Annotated in this window: 21 protein-coding genes; 8 read left to right on the forward strand and 13 right to left on the reverse strand. The window is 73.7% G+C overall.

The annotated features are described in order from the left end of the window. Positions 1 to 69: 69 nt before the first annotated feature. The 5 genes from LG634_RS28170 to LG634_RS28190 all read right to left on the reverse strand — a co-directional run bounded on the left by LG634_RS28170 (position 70) and on the right by LG634_RS28190 (position 3,675). Positions 70 to 828 carry an SDR family oxidoreductase gene (locus tag LG634_RS28170; RefSeq protein ID WP_226737673.1) on the reverse strand — a complete coding sequence of 253 codons (759 nt, stop codon included), beginning with the start codon at positions 826 to 828 and terminating at the stop codon, positions 70 to 72. A 14-nt stretch (positions 829 to 842) separates the two neighbouring features. After that, a complete protein-coding gene (gene fabG, locus LG634_RS28175; protein WP_226737675.1) occupies positions 843 to 1,604 on the reverse strand; it encodes a 3-oxoacyl-ACP reductase FabG in 762 nt (253 codons plus the stop codon). A 145-nt stretch (positions 1,605 to 1,749) separates the two neighbouring features. Further along, positions 1,750 to 2,133: a DUF3037 domain-containing protein gene (locus LG634_RS28180; RefSeq protein ID WP_226737677.1), complete on the reverse strand. Its 384-nt coding sequence runs from the start codon at positions 2,131 to 2,133 to the stop codon at positions 1,750 to 1,752. Further along, positions 2,130 to 2,969, reverse strand: coding sequence for a HipA family kinase (locus LG634_RS28185; protein ID WP_226737679.1), 840 nt, complete (start codon positions 2,967 to 2,969; stop codon positions 2,130 to 2,132). Before LG634_RS28185 ends, LG634_RS28180 begins: the two co-directional genes overlap by 4 nt. 70 nt (positions 2,970 to 3,039) lie before the next feature. Continuing rightward, positions 3,040 to 3,675, reverse strand: coding sequence for a cysteine hydrolase family protein (locus tag LG634_RS28190; protein WP_226737681.1), 636 nt, complete (start codon positions 3,673 to 3,675; stop codon positions 3,040 to 3,042). Positions 3,676 to 3,763: 88 nt separating this feature from the next. On the opposite strand from LG634_RS28190, the gene LG634_RS28195 reads away from it, so the two are divergent. Beyond that, complete coding sequence (locus tag LG634_RS28195; RefSeq protein WP_226737683.1) at positions 3,764 to 4,222, forward strand: pyridoxamine 5'-phosphate oxidase family protein; 459 nt, start codon at positions 3,764 to 3,766, stop codon at positions 4,220 to 4,222. Between the two features lie 21 nt (positions 4,223 to 4,243). Here the strand turns inward: LG634_RS28195 and LG634_RS28200 are convergent, their stop codons facing one another. Both LG634_RS28200 and LG634_RS28205 read right to left on the reverse strand, forming a co-directional pair. After that, complete coding sequence (locus tag LG634_RS28200) at positions 4,244 to 4,648, reverse strand: hypothetical protein (protein WP_226737685.1); 405 nt, start codon at positions 4,646 to 4,648, stop codon at positions 4,244 to 4,246. A 73-nt stretch (positions 4,649 to 4,721) separates the two neighbouring features. Further along, positions 4,722 to 5,639 carry a LysR family transcriptional regulator gene (locus tag LG634_RS28205; protein ID WP_226737687.1) on the reverse strand — a complete coding sequence of 306 codons (918 nt, stop codon included), beginning with the start codon at positions 5,637 to 5,639 and terminating at the stop codon, positions 4,722 to 4,724. Between the two features lie 73 nt (positions 5,640 to 5,712). Here LG634_RS28205 and LG634_RS28210 point away from each other — a divergent pair, with 73 nt between their 5' ends. Next, complete coding sequence (locus tag LG634_RS28210; RefSeq protein WP_226737689.1) at positions 5,713 to 6,699, forward strand: DMT family transporter; 987 nt, start codon at positions 5,713 to 5,715, stop codon at positions 6,697 to 6,699. A 56-nt stretch (positions 6,700 to 6,755) separates the two neighbouring features. Here LG634_RS28210 and LG634_RS28215 read toward each other — a convergent pair whose 3' ends face one another. Beyond that, the gene (locus LG634_RS28215; protein ID WP_226737691.1) at positions 6,756 to 8,090 is read right to left on the reverse strand and encodes an aminotransferase class I/II-fold pyridoxal phosphate-dependent enzyme; all 1,335 of its coding nucleotides are present in this window, start codon (positions 8,088 to 8,090) and stop codon (positions 6,756 to 6,758) included. Between the two features lie 23 nt (positions 8,091 to 8,113). On the opposite strand from LG634_RS28215, the gene LG634_RS28220 reads away from it, so the two are divergent. Beyond that, complete coding sequence (locus LG634_RS28220; protein WP_372482507.1) at positions 8,114 to 8,812, forward strand: pyridoxamine 5'-phosphate oxidase family protein; 699 nt, start codon at positions 8,114 to 8,116, stop codon at positions 8,810 to 8,812. A gap of 64 nt (positions 8,813 to 8,876) precedes the next feature. On the opposite strand, the gene LG634_RS28225 is transcribed toward LG634_RS28220, so the two are convergent. Next, positions 8,877 to 9,821 (reverse strand): DMT family transporter, encoded by a 945-nt coding sequence (locus LG634_RS28225; RefSeq protein ID WP_226737696.1) that lies wholly within the window; start codon positions 9,819 to 9,821, stop codon positions 8,877 to 8,879. Positions 9,822 to 9,990: 169 nt separating this feature from the next. Then, positions 9,991 to 10,992 (reverse strand): EamA family transporter, encoded by a 1,002-nt coding sequence (locus LG634_RS28230; protein ID WP_226737697.1) that lies wholly within the window; start codon positions 10,990 to 10,992, stop codon positions 9,991 to 9,993. 170 nt (positions 10,993 to 11,162) lie between these two features. Here LG634_RS28230 and LG634_RS28235 point away from each other — a divergent pair, with 170 nt between their 5' ends. Then, on the forward strand, positions 11,163 to 11,591 hold the full coding sequence (locus LG634_RS28235) for a type II toxin-antitoxin system Rv0910 family toxin (RefSeq protein ID WP_226737700.1): 429 nt from the start codon (positions 11,163 to 11,165) through the stop codon (positions 11,589 to 11,591). 85 nt (positions 11,592 to 11,676) lie between these two features. On the opposite strand, the gene LG634_RS28240 is transcribed toward LG634_RS28235, so the two are convergent. Beyond that, positions 11,677 to 12,297 (reverse strand): PadR family transcriptional regulator, encoded by a 621-nt coding sequence (locus LG634_RS28240; protein ID WP_226737702.1) that lies wholly within the window; start codon positions 12,295 to 12,297, stop codon positions 11,677 to 11,679. 180 nt (positions 12,298 to 12,477) lie between these two features. Between LG634_RS28240 and LG634_RS28245 the strand changes: the two genes are divergently transcribed. Next, positions 12,478 to 13,299: a PhzF family phenazine biosynthesis protein gene (locus tag LG634_RS28245; protein ID WP_226737704.1), complete on the forward strand. Its 822-nt coding sequence runs from the start codon at positions 12,478 to 12,480 to the stop codon at positions 13,297 to 13,299. Between the two features lie 13 nt (positions 13,300 to 13,312). On the opposite strand, the gene LG634_RS28250 is transcribed toward LG634_RS28245, so the two are convergent. Further along, complete coding sequence (locus tag LG634_RS28250; RefSeq protein WP_226737706.1) at positions 13,313 to 14,125, reverse strand: CPBP family intramembrane glutamic endopeptidase; 813 nt, start codon at positions 14,123 to 14,125, stop codon at positions 13,313 to 13,315. A gap of 162 nt (positions 14,126 to 14,287) precedes the next feature. Between LG634_RS28250 and LG634_RS28255 the strand changes: the two genes are divergently transcribed. Further along, complete coding sequence (locus LG634_RS28255; protein WP_226737708.1) at positions 14,288 to 16,039, forward strand: substrate-binding domain-containing protein; 1,752 nt, start codon at positions 14,288 to 14,290, stop codon at positions 16,037 to 16,039. Here the strand turns inward: LG634_RS28255 and LG634_RS28260 are convergent. Continuing rightward, positions 16,017 to 17,564, reverse strand: coding sequence for a glutamate-cysteine ligase family protein (locus LG634_RS28260; RefSeq protein WP_226737710.1), 1,548 nt, complete (start codon positions 17,562 to 17,564; stop codon positions 16,017 to 16,019). The two genes, LG634_RS28255 and LG634_RS28260, sit on opposite strands and share 23 nt — an antisense overlap. 501 nt (positions 17,565 to 18,065) lie before the next feature. On the opposite strand from LG634_RS28260, the gene LG634_RS28265 reads away from it, so the two are divergent. Together LG634_RS28265 and LG634_RS28270 are read left to right on the forward strand one after the other, a co-directional pair. Then, on the forward strand, positions 18,066 to 18,662 hold the full coding sequence (locus tag LG634_RS28265) for a hypothetical protein (RefSeq protein ID WP_226737712.1): 597 nt from the start codon (positions 18,066 to 18,068) through the stop codon (positions 18,660 to 18,662). Positions 18,663 to 18,914: 252 nt separating this feature from the next. Further along, entirely contained in the window at positions 18,915 to 19,121 is a 207-nt protein-coding gene (locus LG634_RS28270) for a DUF5999 family protein (RefSeq protein WP_308072688.1), read from the forward strand. Positions 19,122 to 19,175 lie beyond the last annotated feature (54 nt).

A 19,175-nucleotide genomic window follows, 5' to 3' on the forward strand; every position in this document is an offset into this window, starting at 1 on the left:
TTGACCGGTTCCGTGCAGATTAGGGATGCATTTTGCACCGGTCAGGAGGTGAATTCGTCCGATTAACGGTCATCCAACTCCGGCATTCAGAAAGATTCCACCATCAACAATCAAAGTCTGTCCGGTGATCCACTCCGACTGGTCGGATGTGAGGAATGCGGCAGCACCTCCGATATCGGCCGGTACGCCCAGTCTGCCCAGCGGATAGGCCGCGGCGGCTTCCGCTTCGCGCCCTTCGTAGAGCGTCTGGGCGAACTTGGTCTTGACCACCGCCGGGGCGATGGCGTTCACCCGGACCCCCGGGGCCATCTCGTGCGCGAGCTGGAGGGTCAGGTTGATCATCGCGGCCTTGCTCATGCCGTACGCCCCGATGAAAGGCGAGGCCGACACCCCCGCGATCGACGCGATGTTCACGATCGCGCCGCCGTGGTCCTTCTGCCAGGCGTGCCAGGTGCGCTGCGCGAAGCCCAGCGCCGAGATCACGTTGGTCTCGTAGACCTTGCGGGCCACACCGAGGTCGAGGTCGGCGAGGGGGGCGAAGACGGGGTTGGTCCCGGCGTTGTTCACCAGGAAGTCGACCCGCCCGAAGGCCTCCATCGTGCGCTCGACCGCCACGGCCTGATGGGCCTCGTCGTGGGCCTTGCCGGGCACCGCGATGACCCGGTCGGCCCCGAGGCGCTCCACGGCCTCCTTGAGGGCGTCCTCGTTGCGTCCGGTGATGCACACGCGGTCGCCGCGGGCGACGAGCGCCTCCGCGACCCCGTAGCCGATGCCGCGGCTCGCCCCCGTGACGAGGGCGGCCTTCCCGCTGTCGGGCACTGCGGTCATGTTCCCTGCCTCCGTCAGTTGAGCGGGCCGCCGGCGACGTACAGGACCTGGCCGGACACGAAGCCGGCCGCCTCGCCCGTGAAGAAGGCGATGGCGTTGGCGACGTCGTCGGGCACGCCGACGCGCGCGACGGGGATCTGGGTGGCGGCGGCGGCCTGGAAGTCCTCGAAGCCCATGCCGACGCGGGCCGCCGTCTGGGCGGTCATCTCGGTGGCGATGAAGCCCGGGGCGACCGCGTTGGCGGTCACGCCGAACTTGCCCAGTTCGATGGCGAGCGTCTTGGTGAAGCCCTGCAGACCGGCCTTGGCCGCGGCGTAGTTCGCCTGGCCCCGGTTGCCCAGCGCGGAGCTGCTGGACAGGTTCACGATGCGGCCGAACTTCGCGTCGACCATGTGCTTCTGACAGGCCTTCGCCATCAGGAACGCACCGCGCAGGTGCACGTTCATGACGGTGTCCCAGTCGGTGTCGCTCATCTTGAAGAGCAGGTTGTCGCGGAGCACGCCGGCGTTGTTGACGAGGATCACGGGCGCGCCCAGGGTCTCCGCCACGCGCGCGACCGCCGCCTCCACCTGCGCGGCGTCGGAGACGTCGCAGCCGACCGCGAGGGCCGTGCCGCCCGCCGCCGTGATGGCCTCGACGGTGTCCTTGCACGCCGTCTCGTCGAGGTCGAGGACGGCGACGGCCCGGCCCTCGGCGGCCAGGCGTACGGCAGTGGCGGCGCCGATGCCCCGGGCCGCCCCGGTCACGATCGCTACGCGCTGCTCGGTGGTGGACATGCTGGTTCTCCTCGCCCTTGAGACACGGCCGCCCATCCATGAGCAACCGCTTAGTAGGTTCAGCGCTGGAGACGCTAGAAGCCCTGGCACCCGGTGTCAACGGCACCCGGCTGCCAGGGCTTCGGGCCCGGACCCGTCCTGCGGATCAGCGGACCAGCAGGTCGAGCAGGCGCTCCACCTCCGCCTGGGGGTCGGCGGTGAGCCCGGTGTGCACCGGACCCGGCTGCACGACGGTGCTGCGCGGGGCGATCAGCCAGCGGAACCGCCGTCCCGCGTCGTCGCCGGCGGCCTGCCCGGCCGCCTCGCCGCCCGTGCACACCCCTTGCACCCCGTGCAGGGCCGCCCGTACGCCCGGTACGTCGGCTCCGGGATCCAGGGCGAGGAGCTTGGCCTCGTCGAGGTGGGTGCGGGCGGCCACGAAGGACTTGGCCCGGCAGTAGACGATCACTCCGGCGTTGAAGCACTCGCCGCGTTCGACCCGGGGCACGACCCGCACCAGTGCGTACTCGAAGACGTCCCGCTTGCTCACTTGCTGTCGCTCTTCTTCTTGTGGGGCCATTCGGTCAGGTGGTCGGTCAGCCAGCCCGGCGGGCCCGACGGGGCCTTGGCCCGGGCCTCCATCGAGATCCGCTCGTGGATGACCGCCGCCCGCGGCAGCAGCGTATCGACGTACGCCCGCCGGACCTCGTCGGCAGAGCCGAAGCCGGGCTCGTCGACCAGCCACTCGTCCGGCACCTCGGCCGCGACCTCCATCAGCAGCTCGCGGGTGACCAGCGGCGCGAGGGCGGCGGCCGCCGCGGCGAGGTCCGGGCCGAACGGGGCGAGGACGTGGTCGGATGCGTTGTACGGCTTGTCCGCGGCGGTCTTGGCACCCGGCCAGTTGTGGTGCCAGATCATGGTCGCGCCGTGGTCGATCAGCCACAGGTCGCCGTGCCAGACGAGCATGTTCGGGTTGCGCCAGGACCGGTCGACGTTGTTGATCAGCGCGTCGAACCACACCACGCGCCCGGCCTCGGCCGGGTCCACCTGGTACGCGAGCGGATCGAAGCCGATCGAGCCGGGCAGGTAGTCCATCCCGAGGTTCAGTCCGCCGCTGGACTTGAGCAGCTCCTGCACCTCCTGGTCCGGCTCGCCGAGCCCGATCACGGGGTCGAGCTGCATCTGCACCAGCCGCGGCACCCGCAGCCCCAGCCGCTGGGCCAGCCGCCCGCAGACGACCTCGGCGACGAGCGTCTTGCGCCCCTGCCCGGCTCCGGTGAACTTCATGACGTAGGTCCCGAGGTCGTCGCCCTCGACGATCCCCGGGAGCGAGCCGCCCTCACGCAGGGGCGTGACGTAGCGGGTCGCGATGACTTCGGACAGCATTTCCCCAGGCTAACCGGCTGCCCGCCGGAGCAGCCACGGCTTTCCCGCCGGCCCGGGGGACCTGAGGCCCTCAGCCCGCCGGCCGCCAGGCGGCCGCCACCGCCTCCGCGGTGGTGACGGTGGCCACCAGGGAGAGGGAGTTGCGGAGCACCTCGGCGGTGTACGCAGCCGGCACGCCGGCGATCGCGTCGGCCGGCACGACCACGGTGTAGCCGAGGTTCACCGCGTCGAAGACGGTGTTGGGGACGGCCACGTTCGAGGAGACGCCGGTGACGACGAGCGTGCGGCAGCCGAGGTTGCGCAGCAGCGGGTCGAGGTCGGTTCCGGCCATCGGGGAGAGCCCGTGCAGCCGCCGCACGACCAGGTCCTCCTCGGCGACCTCGACGGGGTCGGCCACCCGTACCGCCGGGCTGCCGCTGAGCTGCTGCACGGGCAGCCGGCCGGCCGCCCGGAACAGGCGGGCGTTGTCGTTGGCCCCGCGCCCGTCGGGCCGCCGCTCGGCCACCGCGTGCACCACCTGGACGCCGGCCAGGTGCGCGGCGCGCACCAGTGCGGCCACCCGCTCCAGCATCCCCGACTCCCGGGCCTCCTTGGCGAGTTCGGGGAGGGCGCTGTCGGGTCCCACCACGCCCTGCTGGCACTCGACGGTCAGCAGGACCGTGCGGGCGGGGTCGAGCAGGGCGGCGATCCGGTCGTCCGGGTCCATGGCGGTTCTCCCCCTGTGCGATTGCGCCGCTGCGGCCGATCCCCCATGCTTCCTGACACACAGTCAGATGTGAAGGGGTGGCGGGCAGATGGACGAGACCCAGCGGCACGGCCGGCGGATCATGATGACCGGCGAGGAGGTGGACGCATTCCTCGCGGAGCAGCGCACGTGCCGGGTCGCGACCGTCTCCCCCGACGGCAGGCCGCACGCGGGCGCCCTGTGGTTCGCCTGGGACGGCACCTCGCTGTGGCTGTACTCGCTGACCCGCAGCCGCCGTTGGGCCGACCTGCGCAAGGACCCGCGGATCTCGGTGCTCGTGGACGCGGGCGAGTCGTACGACGAACTGCGCGGGGTGGAGCTGACGGGCACGGCCGTGTTCGTGGGCGAGGCCCCCCGCACCGGGGAGCCCTGCCCGGAGCTGGCGGAGGCCGAACGGATCTTCCCCGCCAAGAACTTCGGCATCCCGGACATGCCCCACGACGGGCGGCACGCCTGGATCCGGCTCACCCCGGAGTCGGTGGTCTCATGGGACTTCCGCAAGCGCTGAGGGCGGGCCCGTGCCGGGCGGTCACGTCCACTCGAAGAGCCGGGCCGTGACCTCGCCGCTCTCCTCGGTGTCGAACTCGAACAGCACCGAGATGCCGGTGAGCCCCTCGAACCCGCCGGCGGCCGCCTCGTAGAAGATGGCGCCGCGCCAGTTCACGCCGCCCGGTTCGGTGAACCGCCCGACGCCGGAGCCGTGCCAGGTGAGCACCTCGCCGCTGCCGGTCGTGACGACCCCCTGGCCGTCGCCGAAGAGCGTGCCGTCGGCGCGTACGACCGACTCGTAGGTGCCCATGTCCTTGACCGGCTTGCCCCGCAGGGCGCCGGCGCCCTGGAACGAGGCCCCGACCACGGCGTGCCCGCCGTCGGCGGCCAGCACGCGCATGCCGGTGATGCGGCCCTGTTCCTCGCCTATCTGCTCGCCCGGCATGACGGACTCCACTCCTGCCCCTGGCGGGGCGGACGGGTCCCCCCTTGCGGACTACGCCTGCCGCCCGGGGCCGTCAAGCCGGGGCAGGTGCGGGGTGCGCGGCGCCGGCCGCCTGCAGGGCGGCCAGGGCGGCGCGCACCGAGGGCCGCCGGTCGGCGTCGGCCCGCCAGACGGCGTAGATGTGCCGCCGGACCGGATCGCGCACGGGCAGCAGCCGCACCCCCTCCGGTACGTGCCCGCGCCCCAGTCGCGGGGTCACGCAGACGCCGAGACCGGCCGCGACGAACGCCAGCTGGGTGTGGTGCTCCTCGGCGATGTGCTCGATCCGCGGCTCGATGCCCTCGCCGCGCAGGGTGAAGACGAGCCATTCGTGGCAGAACTGGCCCTCGTTCCAGGAGATCCAGTCGTCCTCCGCGAATTCCGCGAGGGAGACCTCCGTACGGCCGGCCAGCGGGTGGTCCGCGGGCACGGCGACGTCGGCGAGGTCGTCGAGCAGGGGCGCGCGCAGCAGTCCGCCGGGCACCGGCATGCGCTTGTTGTGCCAGTCGATCGCGACGGCGAGATCGAAGTCACCGCGGACCAGTGCGGCCAGGCTCTCTTCCGGTTCGGCCTCGCGGGTGCACACCCGCAGGTCCGGGTGGTCCCGGCGGAGGGCGGCGAGCGCCGTGGGGAAGAGGCCGCGCAGGGCCGTCGGGAAGGCGGCGACGCGCAGCTCGCCGACCGCCCGGCCGCGCTGGGCCTCGACGTCCGCCTGGGCGAGTTCCACCTGGGAGATGATCCGGGCCGCGTGTCCGGCCAGCAGCAGGCCTGCGTCGGTGAGGCGGATGCCGCGGCCGTTGCGGGCCACCAGCGGCTGCCCGACCTCGCGCTCCAGCTTGGCCATCTGCTGGGAGACGGCGGAGGTGGTGACGTGGAGTCCTTCCGCCGCGCCGCTGACCGATCCGTGGCGGGCGAGGGCGTCGAGGGTGCGCAGGCGCTCCAGGTTCAACATGTAAGTAACACTACGCGATGGGGTCCATGAAATCTCGCTTGTGCTAAGAGGTTGACGCCCACAGGGTAGGGGCATGAGCGCACCCGCAGCACCGCAGCACCGGCCGGCCGACCCTGCCTCCGCCTCCCCCTCCTCCGCCCCCGCGCCCGCGGCGCGGGCGGCCGCCACCCCGAAGTCCGCCCTCGACTGGCGGATCCGCTTCGGCGTGCTGTCGGTGATCTGGGGCTTCAGCTTCCTGCTGATCAAGGTGGGCACCGAGGGCTACGCCCCGATGCAGGTGTCGCTCGGCCGGGTCCTGTCGGGCGCGCTCGTGCTCGGCGCCGCCCTGCTGGTCCGACGCGAGCCGCTGCCCCGCGGGCTGCGCACCTGGGGCCACCTGGCGGTGGCGGCCGTCCTGCTCAACGCGCTGCCGTTCACGCTCTTCGCGTACTCCGAGCTGGCCATCCCCAGCAGCCTGGCGGGCATCTGCAACGCCACCTCGCCGCTGTGGGGCATGGCGCTCTCGCTGGTCGCGCTCTCGGAGGACCGGCCCACCCGGCGCCGGGTCGCGGGACTGGGCCTCGGGTTCCTCGGGGTGCTGACGGTGCTGGGCGCCTGGCAGGGCTTCGCGGGGGTGGACCCGGCGGGCACGGCGATGGCCCTGCTGGCGGCGTTCTGCTACCCGGTCGGCTGGATCTACGTGCGGCGCACCCTCACCGGCACCCCGGGCTCGCCCCTCGCGCTGACCGCGGGACAGCTGGCCCTGGCCACCGCGCAGCTGGCGGTCGTCACCCCGTTCGTCACCGGGGCGCCCGCCGGCTTCCCGCTGTGGCCCACCCTCGCGGTGCTGGCGCTCGGCGCGCTCGGCACGGGCCTGGCGCTGCAGATGCAGTACGGCCTGGTCACCGAGGTCGGCCCGACCACCGCCCAGATGGTCACGTACTTCATCCCGGTGATCGCCACCGCGGCCGGCGTGCTGCTGCTGGACGAGAGGGTGGGCTGGAACACCCCGGTCGGTGCGCTGGTCGTGCTCGCCGGCGCGGCCCTGACCCAGAGCCGCGGCCGCGCCCGCGCGGCCTGACCGCACGGCTCCCCCGTCCCGGCCGGTCCGCCCCCGTGCGGCCCGGCCGGGACGGTTCAGTACGAGCGCCCCGGCGGGGCCGGCCGGGCCGCGGCCGCCACCACGTCGGCCAGCGGCTCGATCTCGGCCTCCGTCAGCGTGGACACCGTCAGCCGGATCCCCGGCCCGCTGGCCACCCGGAACCGGGCCCCCGGCGCCACCGCCCAGCCCGCCTGCAGCAGCCGGGTCACCGCCCCCGTCTCGTCGGGCACCGGCACCCACACGTTGAGCCCGCTGCGCCCGTACGCCTCGACGCCCCGCCGGGCCAGCGCCCCGATCAGCGCCTCCCGGCGGCGGCCGTACGAGCGGGCCACCGCGGCCGGATCCACCGCGTGCACCGACCACAGGTGGACCACCGCGTTCTGCAGCAGCCGGCTGACCCAGCCGGGCCCGAGCCGGAACCGGCCGCGCATCCGGTCCAGGGTGGTGGCGTCCCCGGTGACCACGGCCAGCCGGAGGTCGGGCCCGTACGCCTTGGCGGTGGAGCGCACCATCAGCCAGCGCTCGGTGGCCCCGGCGAGGGCGTGCAGCGGCTGGTCCACGATGGCGTGCCCGTGGTCGTCGTCGATCACGAGCACCTGCGGATGCCCGGCCAGCAGCTCCCGGAGGACCGCGGCGCGCTCCGCGGTGACCACGGCGCCGGTGGGGTTCTGGGCCCGGTCCGTGACGACCAGCGCCCGGGCACCGTCGGCGAGGGCCTTCGCCACCCCGTCGGGCTGCGGCCCCTCCTCGTCCATGGGCATCCGCAGGGGCCGCAGGCCCATGGCGGGCAGCAGGTCGAGGAGGGCGCCCCAGCCCGGGTCCTCGACGGCGACCGCGTCCCCGGGCTTGAGGTGGGCCGTCAGGGCCCGCTCGATCGCGTCGAGCGAGCCGGAGGTCGCGGCGATCGGACCGGCGGGCACGCCGTCGGCCTCGAAGCCGGCCCGGGCCAGCCGCTCCAGCTCCGGCAGCACGGAGGCGCCGTGGGCGTAGAGGCCGGGCCGCTCCTCGTTGATGCGGGCGGCCGCGGCGAGGGCCTCGGTGAGCGAGGGCAGCAGCGCCACGTCGGGGTCCCCGGCCGCCAGGTCGCGCGTCCCGGGCAGCACGTCGACCCGGATCGACTCCCGGGGCGCGGTGGCGGGGCGGGCCCGGACCCGGCTGCCACGGCGCCCGTCGGTCTCGATGACCCCGCGCTCGCGCAAGGTCCGGTAGGCGGCGGCGACGGTGTTGGGGTTCACGCCGAGGGTGGCGGCGAGTGCGCGCATCGGCGGCAGCAGGGCGCCGGGCGCGAGCGCGCCGGCGCCCACCCCCTGCTCGACGCTGTCGGCAATCTCCGCTGCACGGCGTCCGGTGATCAGGTACTCTCCTAGCACAAAGCCAAGTATGCACTAGTGCAATGGAGTCCGCAATGTCCGTCGACACCGAACCCCAGACGTCCACCGGGTCCTACGCGCCGACCGACCGCACGGTGCCCACCCGCTCCCGGGAGCGGGCCGCGTACGACCACGAGACCGTGCACGCGATCCTCGACGAGGGATACCTCTGCCACCTGGGGTTCGTCCGCGACGGCGCGCCGGTGGTCCTCCCGACGCTCTACGGCCGGGTGGGCCAGACCCTGTACGTCCACGGCTCGACGGGATCCCGGCCCCTGCGGATGGCGGGCGGCGCGCCCGACCCCGGGCTGCCGGTGTGCCTGACCGTCACCCACGTCGACGGGCTGGTGCTGGCCCGCTCGGCCATGCACCACTCGATGAACTACCGCTCGGTGGTCGTGCACGGCACGGCCTACCAGGTCACGGACGAGGCGGAGCGCCGGATGGCGCTGGACGCCCTGGTCGACCAGGTCGTGCCGGGCCGCTCGGCCGACTCCCGGCCCGCGAACGCCAAGGAGCTCGCCGCCACCGCCGTGATCCGCCTGGACCTCCTCGAAGTCTCGGCCAAGGTCCGCAGCGGCGGCCCGAACGACGACCCCGAGGACCTGTCGCTCCCCTACTGGGCCGGTGTGGTCCCGGTCCCGCGCACCTACGGCACCCCGGTCCCGGCGGCCGACCTGGCCGAGGGCACGCCGGTCCCGGCGTACGTCGGCGCCCTCTGAGCCGGGCGCACCCAAGACGGCCCGGGCAGCCGGACGGGGGTCTGCTGCCCGGGCATCGCCGTGCCTACCCGGCCACCGCCGGGGCCCGCCGGGACTCGGCCACGGTGAGGGCACCGACCGCGGCGAGCAGCAGGAGCGTTCCGGCGACGGTCCCGGTGGTGAGCCGTTCGCCGAGCAGCAGCACCGCGATCACCGCCGCGCTCACCGGCTCGATCAGCATGATCACGGACACGGTGGCGGCGCGCACGGCCGCCGCCCCGGTGAAGTAGAGCGCGTACGCCAGCGCGGTGGGCACGGCGGCGATGTAGACGATCAGCCCCAGCACCCGGCCCGGCGCCTCGGCGTGCGGCAGCAGGCCCTCGACGAGGCCAAGCGGCAGCAGGGCGACGGTGCCGACGGCCAGGGACCAGGCGGTGGTCACGAGCGGGTCGCCGGCGGCTCCGCGCCGTCCCGCCGCCCGGGTGCGCAGGGTCATCCCGGCGTACCCGGCGGCGGACAGCAGGGCGTAGCCGATGCCGAGCGGCCGGACCGCACCGGCGCCGCTGCCGAGCACCAGTACGGCGAGCCCGGCGAGGGCCCCGCCGACGGCGAGCGCCCCGCCGGGCCCGAGCCGCTCCCCCACGCCGATGCGGGCCCCGAGGGCGATCAGCACGGGGCCGGCACCGAGGCAGACCACGGTGGCCACGGCCAGCCCGGTCTCCTGGACGGCAGCGAAGTAGGCGGCCTGGAACAGGGTGAACAGCAGGCCGGTGACGGCCATCGAGCGCCGGCCGGGCCCGGCGGCCGCGGTCCGGCGGGGCCGCAGCGCGAGCGCGCCGAGGAGCAGGAGCAGGCCGCCGGCGCAGCGCCAGAACGTGAGCGCGAGCGGCCCGAGGTCGCTGGCGAGGTAGAGGAGGGAGGCGGCCGCTCCGGCGGTGCCCCAGGCGGCGCCGGCCACGATCAGGGACAGCAGGCTGCGCCCGAGCGGCGACACGGGCAGGGAAAGGGAAAGGAGGCTGGACTTCGACACGGGTGCTTCTCCGCGGCATCAGGAAGGCAGGACGGAAGGTCACTGGGTTCCGACGCGGGCGGCAGCGGCCCGCCCGGGGCCGAGCCCGGGCAGGCTGAAGAAAAACGGAACGCCGGCCGCCCGCTAGGCGGCGGGCGGCGAAAGCACGGTCGAGTACATGTCCAGCACCCTATGCGGAGGTCGGCTCGGGGTCCAGTGCGGCCGGATCGCCATCGGAAGCGGAGGCGGTGGGCCCGCCCGTGGCCACCGGCTCGGCGGGAGCCGCCGCGGGCCGCGCGGTCTGCGCGACGAACGCGCCCACGAGCACCAGCGCGCCGCCGATCATCTGCGGTCCGGACAGCTGCTCGCCGAGCAGGATCCAGCCGAAGACCACGGCCGTGATGGCCTCCAGGAAGGCCACCACGCCGGCCACCTGCGGGGAGAGCCGGCGCACCGAGACCACCCCGGTGACGTACGCGAAGACGGTCGCGACCAGGACCACCCAGCCGAGCAGCGCCAGGGCGGGCACCTCGGTGCCGTTCATCGAGGCCGAGCCGCCGAGCACGTCCCAGTCCATGTTCCAGGGGCGGGCGATGGCGGTGAGGACCAGCGCGCCGACGAGCATGCCGTACGCGATCACGCCGAGCGGGTCGGGCGCGTCCTCCTTGCCGTCGCTGCCCTGGTCGGCGAGGACGAAGTAGCAGGCCTGGCAGCAGGCGGCGGCCAGGCCGAGGAGGACGCCCAGCAGGTCGAGGTTGAGGCCCGCCCAGATCTCGACGACGAAGGCGAGGCCGGAGACGGCGAGCGCGGCGCCGCCCGCGGCGGCCCGGCTGACCGGCTTGCGCTGGACGAACCGGATGTAGCCGAGCAGCAGGGCGGGGCCGAGGTACTCCAGGAGCAGGGCCACGCCGACCGGGATCCGGGATATGGAGGCGAAGTAGAAGGCCTGGACGCCCGCGACGGCGAGGAGGCCGAAGCCGGCGAGAAGTGCGGGGCGGCGCCGGACCAGGGAGCGGTGTTTCCACGCCAGCGGCGACAGCACGAGGGCGGCGCCGGCCACCCTGAGCCACACCACGTGCAGCGGGTCGAGACCCGCTTCGATCAGCGGCTTCGCCGCGACACCCGAACCACCGAAAGCCAGGGCCGAGACCAACGCGAGTCCCAGTCCGGCGTTTCTCCCAGACGCTTGCATCGGGCCATCATGACAGCCGTCGTCAGCACCGTCATCCCCGTGACGCCTGTTGAGACGGGCACCGCGGCAGCCCCCTCCGCACCCGGCTTTTCTGACAGGTCGTCAGTATTGAATGTTCCGGCCGTCCGCACTACGTTCCGCGGCACGAATCGTCGAGAAGGGGTGGTCGCATGGCCGAAGTCACCGCGGAATCACGGATCGAGGCGTCCGCCGCGAAGGTCTGGTCGCAGCTGACCGACTGGAGTGCGTACGGCCGGTGGAGCCAGACCCACACGGGATTCCCGAAGGGCGGCCCGGAGGTCCTGGAGGTGGGCAGCACCTTCGAGGAGAACATGAAGATGATGGGCTTCCCGGCCGAGGTGACCTGGACGATCGAGGACCTGGAGCCGGAGCGGGTGCTCGCCATCCGCGGCAAGGGCCCGATGGGCGTGATCGTCGGCACCCGCTACACGCTCGTCCCCGACGGCGAGGCGACGACGGTCCGCATCGACGGCGAGTTCACCGGCGCGGCGGTCTCGCTGATGGCCGGCAAGCTCAAGGACTCGGCGACCGCCGCGCTCACCGAGTCGCTGCGCAAGCTCGCCGGCCTGGTCGCCTGACCGGCGCACCCACCCCGTTCCACAGACGCGGACGGCGCCCCGCGGACCACCGCGGGGCGCCGTCGCACGCGAGCCGCCCGGACCCTCAGTCCTCGTCGGCCAGGATCAGGTACAGCTTCTTGCGGGCGTCCCCGATCACGGCGACCGCCTTCTGCCGCTGCTCGGGCGAGCCGGTCTTCCAGACCTGCCCGAACGCCTCCATCAGCGCGAAGCCGGCCTGCCGGATCTCGTCCATCGACTCGCGGTCGACGCCCCGTCCGGCCTCCTCCCACGGCGCGTCCGGGCCCGACCCGGCCTCGGCACGCCCCGCCTCGGTGAGCGTGAACAGCTTCTTGCCGCCCTCGCTCGCGCTGGTGATCAGCCCCGCGTCCTCCAGCATCTGGAGGGTCGGGTAGACCGAGCCCGGGCTGGGCTTCCACACCCCGCCACTGCGCTCGCCGATCTCCTGGATCATCTCGTAGCCGTGCATCGGCCGGTCGGCGAGCAGCGCCAGGATCGACGCCCGGACGTCGCCGCGCCGGGCCCGCCGGTGCGGTCCGCCGCGGCCGCGGCCGAAGGGGCCGCCACCGCCGCCGAAGGGCGGGCCGAACGGCCCGAAGGCCGCCCGCCGGCCGTCGAAGTCGGCGCCCTGATGACCCGGCCCGCAGTGGCCGTGGCCCCGTCCGTACTCGTGCCCGTGAACCGGTCCGTGTCCATGTGAACGCATGGCTGCGCTCCTTCCGTCATCGTTTCCGTCGGTGTTCGTCATCACTGTCGCGAAACACTCACAACCGATCATCGACCGATTGCGATGTTTCAACGATATATCGGTACCGCGCTCACGACAAGGCCGCCCGCCCCGGATTGGCCTTGGCGCCCCGGCCGGCCCCCGCTCTAGGTTCGTGACATGCGCATTCGTATCGTCGACGCCTTCACCGACCGCCCCTTCTCCGGCAACCCGGCCGGCGTGCTCGTCCTCGACGGCTGGGAGTTCCCCGAGGCCGGCTGGCTCCAGCAGGTCGCCGCCGAGGTCAACCTCTCCGAGACCGCCTTCGCCCACCGGCTGCCACCGGGCGGCCCCGCGGACTGGGCGCTGCGCTGGTTCACCCCGGCCACCGAGGTCGACATGTGCGGGCACGCCACGCTGGCCACCGCGCACGTGCTCGCCACCACCGGCCTGGCGAGCGGCCGGGTCCGGTTCGCCGCCCGCTGCGGGATCCTGAGCGCCGAGGCGCACGACGACGGCCGGCTCACCCTCGACTTCCCGACCTCGTCCCTCACCCCGGTCGAGGCCCCGCCCGCCGTGGCCGAGGCCCTCGGCGCGGAGATCCTCTCCGTGCACGACACCGCCGAGCACATCGGCGACCTGCTCGTCGAGCTCCGCGACGAGCGGACCGTCCGGGAGCTGCGCCCCGACCTGCACGCCCTGCGCGCGTACGCCCGGCGCGGGGTGATCGTCACCGCCACCGCCGAAGACCCGGCCCGCGGCTACGACTTCGCCTCCCGCGGCTTCTTCCCGGCGTGCGGCATCGACGAGGACCCGGTCACCGGCAGCGCGCACACGGCCCTCGCCCCGTTCTGGGCGGCCCGCCTCGGCCGCACGGAACTCACCGGGCAGCAGGGTTCGGCACGCACCGGCCGGATCCGGGTCGGCCTGCGCGGCGACCGCACCCTCCTGACCGGCCGCGCCGTCACCGTCCTCGACGGCGAACTCCTCACCCGGCCGTGAGCCGGCCGGGGGCTCAGTCCTTCGTCGGGGTGGGCAGCCAGCCGACGTGCCCCGCCAGCAGCGCGTAGCCGACGAAGGCGACGACGTCGAGCAGCGCGTGCGCGGCGACCAGCGGGCCGACCCGCCCCCACCGCCGGTACAGCAGCACGAACACGGCGCCCATCACCATGTTCCCGATGAACCCGCCGATGCCCTGGTACAGGTGGTACGAGCCGCGCAGCACCGAGCTGGCGACCAGCGCGGCCATCGGCGTCCAGCCCAGCTGCCCCAGCCGGCGCAGCAGGTAGCCGAGCACGATGACCTCTTCGACCACCGAGTTCTGCACGGCGGACAGGATCAGCACCGGGTACTTCCACCACACCTCGGGCAGCGCCTCCGGCACCACCGTCAGGTTGAAGCCGGAGGCCCGCGCGATCAGGTAGAAGGCCAGGCCGGCGCTGCCGATGCCGGCGGCGACGAGTGCCCCGTGCCCGAGGTCGGGCCACGGCCGCGACCGGTCGAAGCCGAGCGCGCGCAGCCCGCCGGCACCCTCCCGGGTCAGCAGGTGCGCCACCAGCAGGACGGGAACGAGCGCGGTCGCGATCCCGAACAGCTGCCAGGCCAGGTCCAGCCACGGCCGGCCGGGCGCGTACGAGCCGTTCAGGGTCGCCGCCTGGTCCTTGAGCCCGCCGGGCCGGGTCAGCGAACCGACGAAGCTGATCAGCGCCGACACCCCGCTGGCGCCCAGCGACAGCCCGAGCACGAGCAGCGTCTCCGACCTGAGGATTCCCCGCTCGGACCCGGCTTCGAGCGAAGATCCGACGTCCTGTCCCGGCTGTGCCCGCACAACTGACTCCAGTTCAGCTTTCCCGTTCCATCCGCCCCGGCACCCCGCTAGGGTCTCGCCAGCGCGTACGAAGATCGCGCACACGAGCGGCCCGGCGGAGCCCCGCCTCCCCCATACTGCCCGCCCGTCTCCTCATCGCGGTCCACGGAGGGCGCAACCAGCATGGGACGACACCGCCTGCCCGCAGCTCCCGGCCCGGCCCGCCGCCGGCCGCGCCCCCGCACGCTGGCCGTCGCCACGGCCCTGGCCCTCGTCGGCGCGGCCGGCGCCGCCGCGGCCGCCGGGCTGCTGCCCGCCCTGGACGGGAGGTGCGCCGACGGCACCGTCCGCCTGCGGGTCGCGGCCAGCCCCGACGTGGCCCCGCTGGTCGAGGAGACCGCCGCCCGGGCCCGCGCGGACCGCGTCCTCACCGACGGCAGCTGCCTGGACGTGCGCGTCACCGCCCGCCCCTCGCACGAGGTAGCGGCGGGCCTGGCCGCCGCCGCCGACCCGGACTTCGAGGTGTGGATCCCCGACTCCGGGATCTGGGTGGAACGCGCCCGCCTCCTCCCCGACGCCGTGACCGTCACCGCATCGGGCGAGGTCGCCGCCTCCCCGGTGGTCCTGGCGGCCGCCCCCGCGGCGGCCGGCGCCCTCGGCGGGAGCGGGACGGCCCACACCTGGGCCGAACTCGCCGCGGCCGGGCTGCGCGACCCCCGGCTGCGGACCGGCGCCGCCGACCCGCTGCACAGCGCGAGCACCCTGCTGGCACTCGGCCGGATCGCCGCCTCCGCCGGCCGGCTCGGCCCCGACGGCGACGCGGTGGTGGCCGGCGCCGCCAAACAGCTCGCGCAGCGCACCTCCGCCTCCGACACCCGGGTGCTCGCCACCCTGCCCCGCAACGGGTCGGACGCCGAGCAGACCGACCCCCGCCGCAACCAGTCGCTGATCCTTTCCGAGCAGGCCGCCTTCCGGCACCACTCCCGCCCGGGCGCCACCCCGCTCGACCTCTACTACCCGGCCGACGGGGCGCCCGTACTGGACTACCCGTACACGCTGGTCGACGAGCGGCGGCTGGACCTCACCCACAGCCGGGCCGCCCTGCGGCTGCTGCGGCTCCTCGGTGACGAGGAAGGCCGCCGGGCTCTGGCCCGGCACGGCTTCCGCGACCGGCGGGCCACGCCCACCGCCGGCGTGGTGAAGACCGCCGGGGGCAGCGACCCCCGCCACGCCGCGGCCGTGCTCGCCGAACCGCCCACCGGCCGGGAGGTGCAGCAGATCCTCGCCCTGTGGACCATCACCGTGCAGAACGCCCGGCTGCTCACCGTCGTGGACGCCTCCGGCTCCATGGGCACACAGGTCCCCGGCCATCGCGGCCGCACCCGGATGGAGATCACCCGCGACTCCCTGCTGCAAGGACTCGCCGGCTTCACCCCGCAGGACGAGATCGGCCTGTGGACCTTCGCCACCCGCCTCGACGGCGACCGCGACCACCGCGAACTCGTCCCCGCCCGACCCCTGGGCGAGACCGCCGAGGACGGCAGCACCCGCCGGCAGCGGCTGACCGCCGCCTTCGAGGCACTGGCGCCGGTGCCGGACGGCGGCACCGGCCTGCACGACACCGTCCTCGCCGCCTACCGCGCGGGCCGGGACTCGTACGTCCCCGGCACCTTCAACGCCGTGGTCGTCGTGACCGACGGCGTCAACGAGGACCCCGGCTCACCCGACCGGGCCGCGGTCGTCGCCCGGCTCCGCGAACTCGCCGACCCGCAGCGCCCGGTACCGCTGATCGCCCTGGCCATCGGCCCCCGCGCCGACCTCGCGGAGCTGGGGCCGATCGCCCGCGCCACCGGCGGGGCCGCCTACCGGGTGAGCGACCCCGCACAGATCCACACCGTCATCCTCAAGGCGATCACCGCCGTCGGCCGCGGCTGACCGGCGCCGGCCCGGCCGGGTCCACCTCCGGCACCCCGGCCGGCCAGGTGTGCACCGGCTCGCCCCGGCGCATCAGCTCGGCGTACCGGCGGGTCAGCGCGGCCAGCGCCGCCTCCCGGGACAGCCCGGCCGCCCGTGCCCGGTGGAAGGCGTCCACCTGCCAGGTCGCCCCGTTCACCCGGCGCCGGCAGCGCTCCTCGATGATCCCGAGGTACAGGTCACGGTCGGCCGGCTCGATGCCCCAGGCATCGAGCCCGGCCGCCGCCATCGGCAGCAGCTCGTCCAGCACCAGCCGGTCGGCCGGCACCGTCGCCAGACCACCGCCGCGCCCGCGCCGCGGCCAGCGCAGCCGGGCGTCGATCCCGTACCGGCAGGCCGCGTCGAAGTTCGCGCCGGCCTCGGCGAACGGCATCCGCGTCCACACCGGCCGCGCCTCGTCCGCCAGCGCCCGCACCAGCCCGTAGTAGAACGCGGCGTTGGCGACGACGTCGACGACCGTGGGACCTGCCGGCAGCACCCGGTTCTCGACGCGCAGGTGCGGCACGCCGTCCGCGACCCCGTACACGGGCCTGTTCCACCGGTACACCGTGCCGTTGTGCAGCACCAGCTCCTGGAGCCGCGGCACCCCGCCCTCGTCGAGCACCCGCAGCGGCTCCTCCTCGTCGCACAGCGGCAGCAGCGCCGGGAAGTAGCGGACGTTCTCCTCGAAGAGCTCGTACGCGGAGTCCACCCAGCGCTCCCCGAACCAGGTGCGCGGCCGCACCCCCTGGGCCTGCAGCTCGGGCGGCCGGGTGTCGGTGGCCTGCGTGAACAGCGGCGGCCGCGACTCGCGCCACAGCTCGCGGCCGAACAGGAACGGCGAGTTGGCGCCCACCGCGATCTGCACCGCCGTCACCGCCTGCGCCGCGTTCCACACCGCCGGGAACCGGCCGGGCGTGACCTGGAGGTGCAACTGCACCGACGTACAGGCGGCTTCGGGCACGATCGACGTGGTCGTGCAGGTCAGCCGCTCCACGCCCTCGATGTCGAGCGTGAAGTCCTCCCCGCGGGCGGTCACGATCTGGTCGTTCAGCAGCGTGTACCGGTCCACGTCCGAGAGGTTCGCGGACACCAGATCGGCATGGGCGATGGTCGGCAGAATGCCGATCATCACCACCCCCGCATCGATCTCCGCGGCCTGCCGGTGGGCATAGCCCAGCCCTGCCTCCAGTTCCTCGGTGAGCTGGTCGAAAACCCGCCCCGTGATCCGGTGCGGAACAATGTTGACCTCCAGATTGAACATCCCGAGTTCCGTTTGGAAATCCGGGCTGGCAATACGGTCGAGCACCTGCGCGTTCATCATTCTCGGCAGTCCGTCGGAACCCGCGAGATTCAGTTCGATCTCCAGCCCCATCAGATTCTTCGGGCGATCGAACCTCTTCTCCGCCAGTAGGCGCCCCAGCCCCTCCAGACACTCGTGGAGCTTCCTCCGATACCGTTGCCGATCGGACAGGTCGAAATCGCCTGCCACGACCTTCTCCCCCATCGAAGCGTCCCTCCTCGACTGGGCGGCCCCCTGGATCCCCGGCCGTCGCGTTACGGTCGATGATGCCCCGCGCCGGTGATCGATAACGCCCGGGGCAGTGATCGCGCCGGGAGCGCGCGCCGGTTTGGCCGAAGGGGCGCTACGGCATATTCCCTTTGCATGGCCCGGTCCGCACATTCCCACCGCCTGTGCCGCACCCTGATTACCAGAGCTTTCCAGCCGAGCACCCTTCAGGTAACCTCCGAGCTCAGCGCGGCAATCCCGCGTCCCTCCGACATGAAATCCACCGCGGTGGGTCCGGTATGCGTCTTGTCCGCAATGACGGGGACGGCTAGCCGAAACATCGCGTGAACACGTGTCGTATAAACTCGCAATCGAGGTACAGAGTCGGCGCGCGGCCACTGCCCCTCAGCCCCCCTCTGGCCCCAGAATGCGACAGCGTCGTCCGCACTCTCTGCTGTTCCCCGTTCCCCAGGTCTCCCAAGTGAGAGGCGACCCACCATGCCGCTGCATGTCCCCCCGGCCCCCGCGCCTGCCCTGCGCAGCGTTCTCGCGGCACTCGGTTCACCCCTGGCCGTCCACGAGGCGCACACCCCCGCCCTGCGCGCCCTGCAGGGACCGGTGTCCGCCGAACTCCCGCTCCCCGTCCACGTCCTGGAGCGGCTGAACCTGTCGCGGGCCGCGGGCGGCAGGCCGCCCCGCACCCGGCTGTCGGGCTGGCGGTTCCTCATCCGCAGCGGCGACCGCTTCGTGGCCGCGGCGGACACCCGCCTCACGGCGGACGGCTGGGTCTTCTCCCATTTCTTCGAAGGACCGTACGTGGCCGCCACCGAACGCGCCCTGCGGCAGGCCGAGTCCATCGGTACGCCGTACCAGCCCCGGCTGCTGTCGGTGCCCGAGCTGTACATGCTGACGCTGTGGCTGCACCGGTCCACCGGCGCCGACCCGGCCGCCGGCCTGCCGGCCCCCGCCGACCTGCTGGTCCCCCTGGCGCCCGCACCACCGGGGATCGCCGCCTACCGCCCGCATCCGGTCTCGGAACTGCTCCCGGTGCTGACCCACCGGATCACCCCGCCGGCCCTGGCCACCCCCGCCTGACCACGTACGCCATTCGGACTAGTCCACCCGGGCCAGTCGTGAACCACCCGAAAAGGCAGGGCAGTTGGACTGAACCGCCCGCACGAGTGATGCGTCATCAATCGGTGAGGACAGCTACCGGGAAATCCCTGCGGAACGACCGCCGTGGGGGAACACTGTTGCCGGACCGACCGAATGACGATACGGGGGGCGGCCATGAACACCGCATCGAGCCGCAGCACACTCACCACACCGCAGCGAAAGAACGCATCCATGTGCCAGCACCAGCCACCTTGCCCGTCAGCCGACTCCGCCGACCGGGAGGCCGCCCACCCGGTGGCCCTCCACCCGGAACAGGGCTGGAGCCTGCTGTGCAATGGCGTCCTCCTCTTCGAGGACACCGGTGAGCTGCTGCCGGACGGCCAGATCATCGCCCCGCACCGCCCGCTGGCGGCCTCGCAGGTGATGAAGGCGGCCTGACACCGGCACCCACGACGGCCGAGGGCCGGTACGGGAAGGTTCCCGTACCGGCCC

It is taken from the genome of Streptomyces bambusae, from assembly GCF_020532645.1.
In the GTDB taxonomy this organism is placed as follows: domain Bacteria; phylum Actinomycetota; class Actinomycetes; order Streptomycetales; family Streptomycetaceae; genus Streptomyces; species Streptomyces bambusae.

What these genes read in the sequence shown, in the direction of transcription:
- LG634_RS28170 (WP_226737673.1), bottom strand. Translation starts at nt 828, where the DNA reads ATGACCGCAGTGCCCGACAGCGGGAAGGCCGCCCTCGTCACGGGGGCG.
- fabG (WP_226737675.1), bottom strand. Translation starts at nt 1,604, where the DNA reads ATGTCCACCACCGAGCAGCGCGTAGCGATCGTGACCGGGGCGGCCCGG.
- LG634_RS28185 (WP_226737679.1), bottom strand. Translation starts at nt 2,969, where the DNA reads ATGCTGTCCGAAGTCATCGCGACCCGCTACGTCACGCCCCTGCGTGAG.
- LG634_RS28190 (WP_226737681.1), bottom strand. Translation starts at nt 3,675, where the DNA reads ATGGACCCGGACGACCGGATCGCCGCCCTGCTCGACCCCGCCCGCACG.
- LG634_RS28195 (WP_226737683.1), top strand. Translation starts at nt 3,764, where the DNA reads ATGGACGAGACCCAGCGGCACGGCCGGCGGATCATGATGACCGGCGAG.
- LG634_RS28200 (WP_226737685.1), bottom strand. Translation starts at nt 4,648, where the DNA reads ATGCCGGGCGAGCAGATAGGCGAGGAACAGGGCCGCATCACCGGCATG.
- LG634_RS28205 (WP_226737687.1), bottom strand. Translation starts at nt 5,639, where the DNA reads ATGTTGAACCTGGAGCGCCTGCGCACCCTCGACGCCCTCGCCCGCCAC.
- LG634_RS28210 (WP_226737689.1), top strand. Translation starts at nt 5,713, where the DNA reads ATGAGCGCACCCGCAGCACCGCAGCACCGGCCGGCCGACCCTGCCTCC.
- LG634_RS28220 (WP_372482507.1), top strand. Translation starts at nt 8,114, where the DNA reads ATGGAGTCCGCAATGTCCGTCGACACCGAACCCCAGACGTCCACCGGG.
- LG634_RS28230 (WP_226737697.1), bottom strand. Translation starts at nt 10,992, where the DNA reads ATGCAAGCGTCTGGGAGAAACGCCGGACTGGGACTCGCGTTGGTCTCG.
- LG634_RS28235 (WP_226737700.1), top strand. Translation starts at nt 11,163, where the DNA reads ATGGCCGAAGTCACCGCGGAATCACGGATCGAGGCGTCCGCCGCGAAG.
- LG634_RS28240 (WP_226737702.1), bottom strand. Translation starts at nt 12,297, where the DNA reads ATGCGTTCACATGGACACGGACCGGTTCACGGGCACGAGTACGGACGG.
- LG634_RS28245 (WP_226737704.1), top strand. Translation starts at nt 12,478, where the DNA reads ATGCGCATTCGTATCGTCGACGCCTTCACCGACCGCCCCTTCTCCGGC.
- LG634_RS28255 (WP_226737708.1), top strand. Translation starts at nt 14,288, where the DNA reads ATGGGACGACACCGCCTGCCCGCAGCTCCCGGCCCGGCCCGCCGCCGG.
- LG634_RS28260 (WP_226737710.1), bottom strand. Translation starts at nt 17,564, where the DNA reads ATGGGGGAGAAGGTCGTGGCAGGCGATTTCGACCTGTCCGATCGGCAA.
- LG634_RS28265 (WP_226737712.1), top strand. Translation starts at nt 18,066, where the DNA reads ATGCCGCTGCATGTCCCCCCGGCCCCCGCGCCTGCCCTGCGCAGCGTT.
- LG634_RS28270 (WP_308072688.1), top strand. Translation starts at nt 18,915, where the DNA reads ATGTGCCAGCACCAGCCACCTTGCCCGTCAGCCGACTCCGCCGACCGG.